A 12,781-nucleotide genomic window follows, 5' to 3' on the forward strand; every position below is an offset into this window, starting at 1 on the left:
GCCCCACTACCATGGCAGGAGTCGATGGGAGGGGCTCCATGTCGCCACGCCTGGCCGGGCTCTGGCTGGTGCTCGCCCTGCTCGTCTCCGGGTGCGACGCAGGGACGCCGGGAACCGGCTCCGCGAGCCCCGGGGAGCAGGCGGCGAGCACCGCATCACCCACCCCGTCCGAGCCTCCGGTCGCCGCGCTGGTCGTGGGCGACTGCACGGGCGACGTCGACCTGTCGGGAGCCTCGATCACCGGCGTGCCCGCGGTGCCCTGCACCGGCTCGCACTACTACGAGGTGCACGGCGTGATCCCGGTCACCGGGGAGGCGTGGCCGGGAGCGGACGCCCTCGGTGAGCAGGCCAAGACCGCCTGCACCGCCAGCTTCACGACCTACGTCGGCGTGGCGGCGGAGTACAGCCGCTACACCTCGGCCTACCTGGCCCCGGACGAGACCGCCTGGGCCGTCCCGGCGAACCGTGCGATCACCTGCCTCGCGGGGTCGGCGGACGGCGGGCTGGTCGGCTCGGCCAAGGGCGACACCCTGATCTTCCCCGTGGAGGGGCAGTGCACGGGGCCGCAGGATGTGACGGCGCAGGCCCTCAAGGTGCTCGACTGCGCGGCCGCCCACTACTACGAGGTCTTCGCCACCAAGGAGATCACCGGCAGGAAGCCGCCGACCACGGCGGAGGAGCAGAAGCTCTTCACGTCGGTGTGCCAGCAGGGCTTCAAGGAGTTCGTCGGGGTGGACGTGGGCAAGTCGAAGTACGAGGTGACGTACTTCCTCGCCGGCGCGGACGTCTGGACCAAGGTGGCCGACCACCGGATCGTGTGCAGCGCCGGCTCCCCCGGGGGTGGGGTGAAAGGCTCGCTGAAGGGCGTGAAGAAGTAGCTCAGCCCCCGAGGAGGTCGGTGAAGTCGACCACCTCGAACTCGTCGTCCCCGGCCGGCGCCCCGGCCATGACCAGCGGGGCGAACGCCTGCGCCGCGCGTGCGATGCGCCGTTCGAGCTTGCCGGACGCGCTGCCCCAGTCCTTGGTCGCAGCGAACACCGGATGCGGGGCGACGCGAGCCTTCAGGTAGTAGAACAGCGGCAGCATCGCGTGCTCGACGACAAGGGAGTGCCGGGCGGTGCCACCGGTCGCGGCGAGCAGCACGGGACGGTCCCGCATCACGTTCTCGTCGAGGGCGTCGAAGAACAGCTTGAACAACCCCGAGTAGGAGCCGTTGAACACCGGGGTCACCGCGATCACGCCGTCCGCCTCACGCACCAGGTCGAAGGCCTCCCGCAGCCGCGTCCCCGGCACGCGGGTGGCGAGGTGGTGGGCGAGTTCGACGGCGAGCGTCCGCAGCTCCACCTGGGTCACCTGCGGCTGGCCGCCGGCGGCGGTGACCGTCGCGGCCGTCGCCTCTCCCAGCCGCTCGCCGAGCAACCGGCTCGAGGACGGGATGCTGGTGCCGGCGCTGATCACGACGATCCGGGTCATCGGGCCACCTCGACCGCTTCGGCCACCGGGTACGGCGAGCGCCCGGTGACGTCGTCCACCGCCGCGGGCGCCGCCGGGGCAGGCTCCTCGCCCGCGTCCTGCGCCGCGCGGGCGGCGACCAGGGACGCGTGCGTCGGCGCCTCGGGGATGTGCGCCGGACGGCCCTCGGCGAAGCCCTTGCGCAGCTCGGGCAGGATCTCGCCGAGCAGGTCGAGCTGTTCCAGCACGGTCTTCAGCGGCAGGCCGGCGTGGTCGACGAGGAACAGCTGGCGCTGGTAGTGGCCGACCTCGCGGGTGAACGACAGCGTCCGCTCGAGCACCTGCTGGGGCGAGCCGACGGTGAGCGGGGTCTCCGCCATGAACTCCTCCAGGCTGGGCCCGTAGCCGTACACCGGCGCGACGTCGAAGTAGGGGCGGAACTCGGCGATCGCGTCCTGGCTGTTGCGACGCATGAAGAACTGCCCGCCGAGACCGACGATGGCGGTGTCGGCCGGGCCGTGGCCGTGGTGCTCGAAGCGGCGCCGGTACAGGTTCACCATCCGCTTGGTGTGCGACATGTTCCAGAAGATGTTGTTGTGGAAGAAGCCGTCGCCGTAGTAGGCGGCCTGCTCGGCGATCTCCGGGGAGCGGATCGAGCCGTGCCAGACGAAGGGCGGCACCCCGTCCAGCGGACGCGGGGCGAGCGTGAAGCCCTGCAACGGCGTGCGGAACTTGCCCTCCCAGTTCACCACGTCCTCGCGCCAGAGCCGCCGGAGCAGCGCGTAGTTCTCGATCGCCAGGCCGATGCCGTCGCGGATGTCCTTGCCGAACCAGGGGTAGACCGGACCGGTGTTGCCGCGTCCCATCATCAGGTCGACGCGGCCTTCGGCCAGGTGCTGGAGCACCGCGTAGTCCTCGGCGATCTTCACCGGGTCGTTCGTGGTGATCAGCGTGGTGGCCGTCGACAGCAGGATCCGTGAGGTCTGCGCGGCGATGAAGCCCAGCAGCGTGGTCGGCGAGGACGGGTGGAACGGCGGGTTGTGGTGCTCGCCGGTGGCGAAGACGTCCAGCCCGATCTCCTCCGCCTTCTTCGCGATCGCGACCGCAGCGAGGATCCGCTCGTGCTCGGACGGGGTACGTCCGGTGGTCGGGTCCTGGGTGATGTCACCCACGCTGAAGATGCCCAGCTGCATGAGAGGTCGCCTCCGATAGTTGGATATTCAACTACTACGAACACCCCGCGAGGTGCAGCTATTCCCCATATGGGGACGCCGGGTGCGCGGCGACGATGGAGGGGCCGACCGTGAGGAGGCACATGCTCCGACAGTCCATCGTGGCGTCCTGCGCTGTCGCCCTGCTCGCCGGGTGCGCCCCGGCACCCCCGGTCCGGCCACCCGCCACACCGGAGCCGACTCCGCTGACGCCCCGGATCGTCGCGGGGATCACCCAGGAGCACCTGCCCGACGGCGCTGCGTCCTACGCTGCGGGAGCCCCGGGAGCGGTGGGAGCTGCCGTCCACTACCGCGCGACCGGGAGGGTGCCCGCGTGGACGGTGACGGTCAGTCTCGGTCCGACCCCCGGCTGGCTGGCCCCCAAGGCCTGCCGCGCGGTGTCCGGCGCGCCGCGCGCCCACTGCTTCCGCGAGGGAGAGGTCCGCGTCGCCTGGCCCGACGAGGGCACGGAGGTGTTGCTGGTGGCGCCGCGGCGGGACGGCTTCGCCACCGTCCTCGCTGAGGGCAGGGCGTGGGACGGCGATCCGCGGCGCGGCGACCTACCCGTCGAGCTCGACGCGCTGCTGGAGCTGGCCCGTGACCCGCGGCTCGACGCGACCACCGACCCGCGCCTTCCCCTCCGGGCCGAGAACCTGCCCAACTGGCGCGACGACCTCGCCTGTGACCGCGCGCGCAGGGCGGGGACGACCAGCCTGCCGGCGAGCGCCTCCACCGGGGGGACGGGGGCCGCGACGCCGCAGGCCTTCGCCGCGCTCCTGGCCGCAGAGGTGAACGCGCGGTGCGTCGGGGAGTGGGAGGGGACGCCGGCAGAGGTCGGCGCGGTCGCCTACCTGGGCGGCGGCACCGAGTGGCTGGCCGCCTACGTGACGACCGACCCGACGGCCGGTGACTGCCCCGCCGGGTGGGAGACCTGCGGCCGGGTGGACGGCGCGACCATCGCCTACCGCTTCGACCGGCCCGGGACGTCCCCGGCCAAGGTGTGGCTGAGCAGGCCGATCGCCGACGGCTTCGTCGTGCTCCAGCAGGCCAGCCGCAAGGCGGACGCGCGTACCCGGGTGTTCCCGGTCGCGATGGCGACCATGCGTCGGCTGCTCGCCGACAACCGCTTCGCCTTCACCGTGACCAGCGGCCTCACGACGGCCGGCAACAACCTCCCGCTGTGCTGGCGGATCGCGCCGCGGGTCGACGCGCCCGCCACGGTGGCCCCCGACCCGCCACGCGGCTGAGCGCGTCGGCGCGCGGGACGCCGGTCGCCGTGCGCCCGTCCGCCACAATGAACCCATGACCCCGCTCGCCATCGAATGGACCTGGCCGGACACCCCGATCGCCCTCGCGGTGGTGATCGTGCTGTTCCTGCTCGCCCGCTGGCTGATCGTGCGGGGCATCACCCTGGCCACCAGGACCGCGCTCAAGCGGGCCCAGGACCAGCGCAATCACCCGGACTCCCGGACCCAGCGCATCCTCGCGATGGCGACCGGGTCGGACCACGAACGCTTCGAGCAGCGCGTCAACACGATCGGCTCGCTGCTGCGCAACCTGACCTCTGTCATCGTGGGCACCCTGCTGGTGCTCACGATCCTCGCCGTTCTCGACGTGCCGCTCGCCCCGCTGCTCGCCTCGGCGGGCGTCGGCGGCATCGCCCTCGCGTTCGGCGCGCAGAGCCTGGTCAAGGACTTCCTCTCCGGCATCTTCATGATCCTCGAGGACCAGTACGGCGTCGGCGACCTGATCGACACCGGCGACGTCCGCGGCACCGTCGAGGACGTGGGCCTGCGCGTGACGCGGCTGCGCGACCCGTCCGGCACGGTCTGGTACGTGCGCAACGGCGAGGTGCTGCGGGTCGGGAACCAGAGCCAGGGCTGGTCGACCGCGATCGTGGACGTCCCGGTGGCCTACGACGAGGACGCGGGGAGGGTGATCGGCATCCTCGAGCAGGTCTCGGCAGAGATGGAGGAGGACGCCGCGTTCGCCGACGTACTGCTGGAGAAGCCGACCGTCGCCGGCGTCAACGCCGTCACCGCCACCGCGATGACCATCCGGGTGATCGCCAAGACGGCCCCGAACCAGCACTGGGGCGTCCAGCGCGCGCTCCTGGAGCGGGCGCTCGGCGCCCTGGGCAGGGCCGGCGTCCGCAGCCCCGCGCCGCACCTGGGCGTCCTTCCGGACTGAGCCGGCAGCGCGGGGCCCAGTCCGGCGCGGGGACTAGTTCGGCGCGGGGACTAGTTCGGCGCGGGCGCCTTCGCCAGGGCCCGCGTGGAGCCCACGCTCGCCACGATCACGCAGGCCATCGCCACCAGTTCCACCCAGCCCAGCTGTTCACCCAGCACCAGCAGGGCCGCCAGCGCCGCCGCCGCCGGTTCGAGGCTCATCAGGATGCCGAACACCCCGGCGGGGATCCGCCGGCGGGCGACCATCTCCAGGCCGTAGGGGATCACGGAGCTGAGCACGCCCACCACCACGGCGAGGACGGCCACCCGCGGCTGCCACAGCGAACTGCCGCCCGCCACCAGGCCGGGTACGAGGAACACCAGGGCGCCCACGAGGCTGCCCACGCTGACGCCGGTCACCCCCTCCCACGCGGCACCGGTCGGGCCGGACAGCACGATGTACGCGGCCCACGCGGCACCGGCGAGCAGGGCGAAGCCGATGCCCGCCCAGTCCACCGTCGTCGGGAAGACACCGAGCAGGGTGACGCCGACCGCGGCCAGGCCCACCCAGACGAGGTCGCGGGCCCTGCGCGAGCCGACCAGTGCGACCGCGAGCGGCCCGAGGAACTCGATGGTCACCGCCAGCCCGATCGGGATCCGGGCGAAGGACTGGTAGATCGCCCAGTTCATGGTGGCCAGCGCGATGCCGTAGCCGATCACGACCCGCCACTCCGGCCAGGTCCGTCCCCGCAGCCGGGGGCGGGCGAAGACCCAGAAGATCGCCGCGGCCGCGGCCATCCGGAGCCAGGCGACCGCCGTGGGGTCGGTGAGCGCGAACAGCGACTTCGCGAACGCCGCGCCCACCTGCACGGAGACGATCGCACCGAGGACCAGCCAGACCGGGCTCAGCCAGGCCGGCAGGCTCCGCGGTGCGGGCGGGCGAGCGCTCATGCCAGAGCGGCGCAGCGCGCGTGCGCGGGACAGGTCAGGAGGTGGTCGTTGAACATCCCGACCGCCTGCGCGAACGCGTAGACGATCGTCGGCCCGCAGAACCGGAAGCCGGCGCGCTTCAGGCGCCTCGAGAGCGCGTCCGTCCGGGGGTCCGTGGCCGGCACCTGTGCGAGCGCGGTCAGCTCACGCTGCACCGGACGCCCGTCCACCGCGCTCCAGACGAAGGCGGCGAACCCGCCGTCGGACTCGATCTGCTGCCACGCCCGGGCGTTGCCGATGGCGGCCTCGATCTTGCCCCTGTGCCGCACGATGCCCGCGTCGCCCAGCAGCCGGACGACGTCCGGCTCACCCCAGCCGGCGATGACGTCGGGGTCGAACCCGGCGAACGCTGCCCGGAAGTTCTCCCGCTTGCGCAGGATCGTGTACCAGGACAGGCCGGCCTGGAAGCCGTCGAGCACGAGCTTCTCGAACAGCGCCCGGGAGTCGCGTTCCGGGACGCCCCACTCGTCGTCGTGGTAGGCGACGTACAGCGGATCGGTGCCGCACCACCCGCAGCGCTCGCCCATGGCGTCCTCCCTCCCGTCCGGTCATCGTATTGCCCGCCACCCCCGGTCACCCGGCCGCGACCGCCAGCCGCCCGTGCTCCGGCACGACCACCGGCGTCCTCGTCACCACCACCCGCGCTCCGGCACCACCCGCCCTCGTCACCACCACCCGCGCCACCTGCGCCCTCGTCACCACCAGCCGCACTCCCGCCACCACCCGCCCTCGTCACCGCCACCCGCGCTCCGGCACCACCCGCCCTCGTCACCACCAGCCATGCCCTCGCCACCTGCGCCCTCGTCACCGCCACCCGCACTCCCGCCACCACCCGCACTCCCCCACCACCTGCGCTCCCGCACCACCTGCGCTCCCGCACCACCACCCCACCCCTCTCCCCGCATCGATCCCGCCCGTCTCCCGCCCGCGATGCCCACAAAGCGGACCGAAACCGCCGACGTCGGCGGTTTCAGTCCTCTTTGGGCGAGAGAGGCGGAGCGGGCGGCTGGACGATCGGCGGGGACGGACTCCCGTCCCGTCGAGGGCCAGCCTTGATGCCGAGGGCCAGCACACCGGAGCTGGCCCTCGGTCAGAAGGCTGGCCGTCGCGGATGGCGGCTGGCCCTCGCGGACGGGGACTGGCCCTCGCGGACGGGGACTGGCGCTCGCGGATGGGGGCGGGGCCTCGCGGACGGGGCGCTCCTCACCCGGGCGCGGGCGGACGCTGGTGGCGATGAGGCGAGGGACGGATCGCGCGGTTTTCGGCGTGGGGACGCTGACCCAGACAGTAGTGTCGCGGTGTGGACGCACCCTGGGTCAGGCACTACCAGCCGGGGGTACCGGCAGAGATCGAACTTCCCACCGAGTCGCTGGTGGCGCTCTACGAGCGCTCGGTCGCGGAGGCCGGCAGCCATGTGGCCACCGAGTTCTTCGGACGCACCACCACCTACACCGAACTGGGCGACCAGATCGCCCGCGCCGCAGAGGGGTTGCGCCGCCTCGGCGTCCAGGCCGGCGACCGGGTGGCGATCATCCTGCCGAACTGCCCCCAGCACATCGTGGCGTTCTACGCCGTGCTGCGCCTGGGCGCGGTCGTCGTCGAGCACAACCCGCTGTACACCGAGCGCGAGCTGCGGCACCTCTTCGAGGACCACGCCGCCCGCGTCGCGATCAGCTGGGACGCGGCCGTCGGCAAGCTCAAGGCCATGCCGGGCGACCTCGCGCTGGAGCACATCGTCTCGGTGAACCTGCTCAAGGCGTTCCCGACGATCAAGCGGCTCGCGCTGCAGCTGCCGGTGAAGAAGCTGCGCGAGACCCGCGACCGGCTCACCCGGCCCGCGCCCGGCACGCTGCCGTGGGAGAAGCTGCTGGACGCGCCGCCGCTGGTCGCGTCCCACCCCCGGCCCGGGGTGCACGACCTCGCGGTGATCCAGTACACCTCCGGCACCACAGGGGTGCCGAAGGGCGCGATGCTCAGCCACTTCAACCTGTTCAGCAACGCGCGGCAGGGCGAGGCCTGGATGCACGGCGCCCAGTACCGCAAGGAGACCTTCTACGCGATCCTGCCGCTGTTCCACGCCTTCGGCATGACGCTGTTCCTGACCTACGGCGTGCTCAAGCAGGCACGGATCGTGCTGTTCCCCGCCTTCGACGTCGACCTGGTGCTGGATGCGGCGAAGAAGTCGCCGCCCACGGTCTACTGCGCGGTGCCGCCGATCTACGAGAAGACCGCGCTGCGTGCCCGCGAGCGGAAGATCAGCCTGCGCTCGGCCAAGTACTGCATCTCGGGGGCGATGAACCTGCCGGACGCGGTGGTCGAGCTGTGGGAGTCGGTCTCCGGCGGGCTGCTCGTGGAAGGCTACGGCATGACCGAGGCGTCCCCGGTGTGCCTGGGCAACCCGTTCGCGCCGTCGCGGCGCACTGGGACGATCGGCGTCCCGTTCCCGTCCACGCAGATGCTGGTCGTCGACCCGGACGACCCGACGCGCGAGGTCGCGCAGGGCGAGCGCGGCGAGCTGCTGATCAAGGGCCCGCAGGTGTTCGGCGGCTACTGGAACAACCCCGAGGAGACCGCCAAGGCGCTGCTGCCCGGCGGCTGGCTGCGCACCGGTGACGTGGTGACGGTGGACGCCGACGGCTTCACCACGATCGTCGACCGGGTGAAGGAGCTGATCATCACCGGCGGCTTCAACGTGGCGCCGTCCGAGGTGGAGAACGTGCTTCGTGGCCACCCCGACCTCACCGACGCCGCCGTGATCGGCGTCCCGGCACCGTCGGGCGGGGAGAAGGTGGTGGCCGTCGTGGTGCTGCGTCCCGGCGTCGGGCTGGACGAGGACGCGCTGCGCCAGTACTGCCGCGAGCGCCTGGCCGGCTACAAGGTGCCCCGCCAGGTGGTGGCCGCCGGCGACCTGCCCCGCTCGATGCTGGGAAAGGTGCTGCGCAAGCAGGTGCGCGAGGAGTTCGTGGCCGGCTCCCGCTGAGTCAGCGGGCCGCCTGGAAGTCGTCGACGACGACCTCCTCCTCCACGCGGCGCCACGGCAGGACGCCCCAGCCCGACTCGCGCACCAGGTAGGCGACGGCGACCACGACGGCCAGTGCGCAGGCGATCGCACCGATCGCCAGCGTCCAGCGCGGGCCGAAGGCGTCGCCGACCCAGCCGATCACGGGGGCGCCCAGCGGGGTGCCCCCGAGGAAGATCGCCTGGTACAGCGCCATCACCCGGCCGCGCATGACCGGCTCGGTGGACAGCTGGACGGACGCGTTCGCCGCCGTCATCACGGTCAGCGACGTGAGCCCGGTCGGGATCAGGAACGCCGCGTACCACCAGTAGGTCGGCGCGACGGTGAGGACGCCGACGCACAGCGAGAACCCGGCCAGCGCCCCGATGATCAGGCGCAGGCGCAGCTGCGTCCGCCGTGCCGCCAGCAGGCCGGCCGACAGCGACCCGATCGCGAGGATCGAGCCCAGCAGCCCGTACTGCTCCGCACCGACGTGGAACACCTCGGTGGCCATGAGCGCGTTGGTCAGCTGGAAGTTCAGCCCGAACGTCCCCAGCATGAACACCAGGAACATCAGCAGGATGATGTCCGGGCGCGAGCGGACGTACCGCACCCCGGCCATCACCGACCCCTTCGCCCGTGCCCGGGGCGCAGGGGTGAGGTCCGAGGGGTCCATCATCACCAGCGCCACCATCACCGCGACGAAGCTGAGCCCGTTGAGCAGCAGCGCGGGCCCGACCCCCCACCAGGCGATCGTGAGCCCGGCGACCGCCGGCCCGATCAGCCGGGCGGCGTGGAAGGACGTGGTGTTCAGCCCGACGGCGTTGGCGATGAGCTTCTCGCTGACCATCTCGGGCGCGAACGCCTGCCGGGCCGGGCCGTCGAAGGCCGCGGCCACGCCCTGGAGCGCCGCCAGGACGTAGACGTGCCACAGCTGCGTCCACCCACCCAGCACCAGCGCGGCCAGGGTCAGGCCCACCAGCGCGAGGCCGACCTGGGTCCAGATCAGCATCCGCCGCTTGGAGATGCGGTCGGCGAGCGCCCCGGCGTACGGGGCGAGCACGGCGATCGGCAGGAACTGCAGCCCGGTGACGATGCCGAGGGCTGTCGAGGAGTTGTCCGTGAGCATCGTCAGCACCAGCCAGTCCTGGGCGACGCGCGCCATCCAGGTGCCGACGTTCGAGATCAGCCCCCCGGTCCAGAACAGCCGGTAGTTCCGGATCCCGAGGGACGAGAAGGTGGGGACGTGCTCGACGGTGGCAGCACTCACTTCTCCAGCACCCGGTTCAACAATCTGGTCGCCTCTTCCAACAGCTTCTGTTCGTCCTTCGTCAGCCCCTCCAGCTGGTGGAGCATCCAGTCGTCCCTCGCCCGTGCGACCCGGTCCATGGCCGCCCGGCCGGCGTCGGTGAGCTCGAGGAGCTTCGAGCGCCCGTCGCTGGGGTGGTCGTCGCGGGCCACGAGGCCGCGCTCCACCAGGCAGTTCACGGTGCGGGTCATGCTCGGCGGCGACACCCTCTCGATCTCGGCCAGCTCACCGGGGGTGAGGGGTCCGGACTTCAGCTGCGACAGGGCGCTCACCTGGTGGGGCGCGAGCTCGTCGGCCGACTCGAACCGGACCCGGCGGCTCACCCGCTGGCACGCGATGCGCAGGTCGTTCGCCAGGCCGGAGAGGGTTTCGGGAGTCATGATGCTTAGCTTAACTCATTAGCTTGGCTAAGTATTCCTCCAGGCAGGGGCCGGTGGGGACGTGCGGTGGCCTCAGAGCGAGGACGCCCAGGCGAGGAGCCGCGGGTCGTCGAGCGCGGGCAGCAGCCAGTCCGCGCCGAGCTCGCCGGCCTCGGGCGAGGGGACGCCGATCACCCGCAGGCCCGCGGCGTGCGCCGCAGCGGTGCCCGTCGCGGTGTCCTCCAGCGCGACCGCCCCGACCGCAGGGACGCCCAGAAGGCGGCAGGCGGACAGGTACAGGTCCGGGGCGGGCTTGGGCACCGGCACCTCGTCGGCGGCCACCACGGCCCCGAACGCGTCGCGCAGCCCCGCCCGGCCCAGCGCCGCGTCCAGGACGAACCGCGGCGAGTTGCTCGCCACGCCGATCGGCAGCCGCCCGGACAGCAGCTCGACGAGTTCGAGCGCGCCCGGCATGGGTTCGGCGCTGGTGGCGATCACGTCGCCGATCGCGTCGAGCAGTTGCGCGAGGATCGCCTCCTCGTTGCCCTGCTCGCCGAAGATCGAGGCCATCAGCTCGACCGACCCCGGCACGCTGCGTCCGATGAACAGGGCCTTCTGCTCCGGCCCGTACGGCAGGCCACGGGTGGCGAACACCGCGGTCTCCGCGACCGTCCAGCACGGCTCGGTGTCGAGCAGGAGGCCGTCGCAGTCGAACACCACCCCGGACGGGCGCGGGAGGCCCAGCGCCTCCGGCCGGACCCCCGGATCAGTCATCGCCGCCCGCCGCGGGGGCCCCGGACGCCGTGGCGCCGTCCCCGGGGTGCCGCTCCGCCCACCAGGCGAGCAGCTCGCGGGTGGCCCGCTCCTGCCCGAGCGGACCCTCCTCCATGCGCAGCTCCATCAGGAACCGGTAGGCCTGTCCGACCTCCCGCCCCTCCGGGATTCCCAGCAGTTCCATGATCTGCGTGCCGTCGAGGTCGGGACGGATGGCGTTCAGCTCCTCGCGCTGGGCGAGCTCGTCGATCCGCCACTCCAGCTCCTCGTACGCGCGGCGCAGGTTCTGCGCCTTGCGCTGGTTGCGGGTCGTGCAGTCCGAACGGGTGAGGATGTGCAGCCGCTCGAGCTGGTCGCCGGCGTCGCGGACGTAGCGCCGCACCGCGGAGTCCGTCCACTCGCCCTCGGCGTAGCCGTGGAACCGCAGGTGCAGCTCCACCAGCGTGGCCACGGCCTTCGTCTCCTCCGAGGAGAAGTGCAGGGCCTGCATCCGCTTGGCGGCCATCTTCGCCCCGACGACGTCGTGGTGGTGGAAGGAGACCTTGCCGCCGGGCTCGAAGCGCCGCGTGCGCGGCTTGCCGATGTCGTGGAAGACCGCCGCGAGGCGGTTGACGATGTCGGGCTCGTGCCCGCGCAGCCTCTCCAGCTCGATCGCCTGGTCGAGCACCGTGAGGGTGTGCTCGTAGACGTCCTTGTGGCGGTTGTGCTCGTCGCGTTCCATCCGCAGGGCGGGCAGCTCCGGCAGCACGATGTCGGCGATCCCGGTCTGCACCAGCAGGTCCAGGCCCGGACGGGGGTTGTCGGTGAGCAGCAGCTTGACCAGCTCGTCGCGGATCCGCTCCGCGGAGACGATCGTGATCCGGGACGCCATCTGGGTCATCGCCCGCACCACGTCGGGGTCGGGACGGAAGCCGAGCTGGGACGTGAACCGCGCGGCGCGCATCATCCGCAGCGGGTCGTCGGAGAACGACAGCTCCGCGGCGGCGGGGGTGCGGATGACCTCGGCCCGCAGGTCACCCAGTCCGCCGAACGGGTCGAGCAGCGCGCCGTCGGTCGTGCGCAGGGCCATCGCGTTGACGGTGAAGTCGCGGCGCACGAGGTCGCCGCCGAGGTGGTCGCCGAAGACCACGTCCGGCTTGCGGGTGTGGTCGGCGTACGTGTCGGCCCGGAAGGTGGTGATCTCCACCTGCCAGTCGGTGCCGTCGTCCTCGGTGATCCGGCACGCGATCGTGCCGAAGGCGCGGCCCACGTCCCAGACGGCGTGCGTGACCTTCCGCACCAGCGCCTCGATCTCGTCCGGGCGCGCGGAGGTGGTGTAGTCGAGATCGTGTCCCAGGCGTCCCATCAGCGCGTCGCGTACGGACCCGCCGACGAGGTACAGCTCGTGCCCGGCGCGCTCGAACTGGTGGGCGAGTCGCCGGACCTTCGGGCCTGCGGCCAGCACGTCGTCCAGCGCTGCGCGCTGCTCTTCGGTCACCGGGGGCACGACCGCGTACTCTACCGGCCGCCCCGCGCGGCCG

The 12,781-nt window shown here is 72.4% G+C and carries 13 protein-coding genes; 4 read left to right on the plus strand and 9 right to left on the minus strand.

Annotated features, from left to right (window positions below; genetic code table 11):
- Positions 1–38: 38 nt before the first annotated feature.
- On the plus strand, positions 39–878 hold the full coding sequence (locus tag ACFQQJ_RS11415) for a septum formation family protein (protein ID WP_377106591.1): 840 nt from the start codon (positions 39–41) through the stop codon (positions 876–878).
- 1 nt (position 879) lies between these two features.
- Here the strand turns inward: ACFQQJ_RS11415 and ACFQQJ_RS11420 are convergent, their stop codons facing one another.
- Positions 880–1,473, minus strand: a complete 594-nt coding sequence (locus ACFQQJ_RS11420; protein WP_377106593.1) for a CE1759 family FMN reductase — start codon at positions 1,471–1,473, stop codon at positions 880–882.
- Positions 1,470–2,645, minus strand: a complete 1,176-nt coding sequence (locus tag ACFQQJ_RS11425; protein WP_377106595.1) for an LLM class flavin-dependent oxidoreductase — start codon at positions 2,643–2,645, stop codon at positions 1,470–1,472. The genes ACFQQJ_RS11420 and ACFQQJ_RS11425 overlap by 4 nt, the downstream gene beginning before the upstream one ends.
- A 122-nt stretch (positions 2,646–2,767) precedes the next feature.
- Between ACFQQJ_RS11425 and ACFQQJ_RS11430 the strand changes: the two genes are divergently transcribed.
- Complete coding sequence (locus ACFQQJ_RS11430) at positions 2,768–3,910, plus strand: hypothetical protein (RefSeq protein ID WP_377106597.1); 1,143 nt, start codon at positions 2,768–2,770, stop codon at positions 3,908–3,910.
- Between the two features lie 55 nt (positions 3,911–3,965).
- A complete protein-coding gene (locus ACFQQJ_RS11435; protein WP_377106599.1) occupies positions 3,966–4,853 on the plus strand; it encodes a mechanosensitive ion channel family protein in 888 nt (295 codons plus the stop codon).
- Between the two features lie 50 nt (positions 4,854–4,903).
- Here ACFQQJ_RS11435 and ACFQQJ_RS11440 read toward each other — a convergent pair whose 3' ends face one another.
- From ACFQQJ_RS11440 to ACFQQJ_RS11450, 3 genes are read right to left on the minus strand one after another with little or no spacing between them, the layout of a single operon-like run.
- Complete coding sequence (locus ACFQQJ_RS11440; RefSeq protein ID WP_377106601.1) at positions 4,904–5,782, minus strand: DMT family transporter; 879 nt, start codon at positions 5,780–5,782, stop codon at positions 4,904–4,906.
- Entirely contained in the window at positions 5,779–6,348 is a 570-nt protein-coding gene (locus tag ACFQQJ_RS11445) for a DNA-3-methyladenine glycosylase I (protein ID WP_377106603.1), read from the minus strand. The genes ACFQQJ_RS11440 and ACFQQJ_RS11445 overlap by 4 nt, the downstream gene beginning before the upstream one ends.
- A gap of 46 nt (positions 6,349–6,394) precedes the next feature.
- A complete protein-coding gene (locus ACFQQJ_RS11450; protein ID WP_377106605.1) occupies positions 6,395–6,544 on the minus strand; it encodes a hypothetical protein in 150 nt (49 codons plus the stop codon).
- 577 nt (positions 6,545–7,121) lie between these two features.
- Between ACFQQJ_RS11450 and ACFQQJ_RS11455 the strand changes: the two genes are divergently transcribed.
- Complete coding sequence (locus ACFQQJ_RS11455; protein WP_377106607.1) at positions 7,122–8,801, plus strand: long-chain-fatty-acid--CoA ligase; 1,680 nt, start codon at positions 7,122–7,124, stop codon at positions 8,799–8,801.
- A gap of 1 nt (position 8,802) precedes the next feature.
- Here the strand turns inward: ACFQQJ_RS11455 and ACFQQJ_RS11460 are convergent, their stop codons facing one another.
- The 4 genes from ACFQQJ_RS11460 to ACFQQJ_RS11475 all read right to left on the minus strand — a co-directional run bounded on the left by ACFQQJ_RS11460 (position 8,803) and on the right by ACFQQJ_RS11475 (position 12,747).
- A complete protein-coding gene (locus tag ACFQQJ_RS11460) occupies positions 8,803–10,089 on the minus strand; it encodes an MFS transporter (protein WP_377106608.1) in 1,287 nt (428 codons plus the stop codon).
- The gene (locus ACFQQJ_RS11465) at positions 10,086–10,508 is read right to left on the minus strand and encodes a MarR family winged helix-turn-helix transcriptional regulator (RefSeq protein WP_377106610.1); all 423 of its coding nucleotides are present in this window, start codon (positions 10,506–10,508) and stop codon (positions 10,086–10,088) included. Before ACFQQJ_RS11465 ends, ACFQQJ_RS11460 begins: the two co-directional genes overlap by 4 nt.
- Positions 10,509–10,580: 72 nt before the next feature.
- On the minus strand, positions 10,581–11,261 hold the full coding sequence (locus tag ACFQQJ_RS11470; protein ID WP_377106612.1) for an HAD family hydrolase: 681 nt from the start codon (positions 11,259–11,261) through the stop codon (positions 10,581–10,583).
- Positions 11,254–12,747: a CCA tRNA nucleotidyltransferase gene (locus ACFQQJ_RS11475; RefSeq protein WP_377106613.1), complete on the minus strand. Its 1,494-nt coding sequence runs from the start codon at positions 12,745–12,747 to the stop codon at positions 11,254–11,256. Before ACFQQJ_RS11475 ends, ACFQQJ_RS11470 begins: the two co-directional genes overlap by 8 nt.
- Positions 12,748–12,781: the final 34 nt, after the last annotated feature.

Origin of the sequence: Propionicimonas sp. T2.31MG-18 (assembly GCF_964266745.1) — a bacterium.
GTDB lineage: Bacteria > Actinomycetota > Actinomycetes > Propionibacteriales > Propionibacteriaceae > Propionicimonas.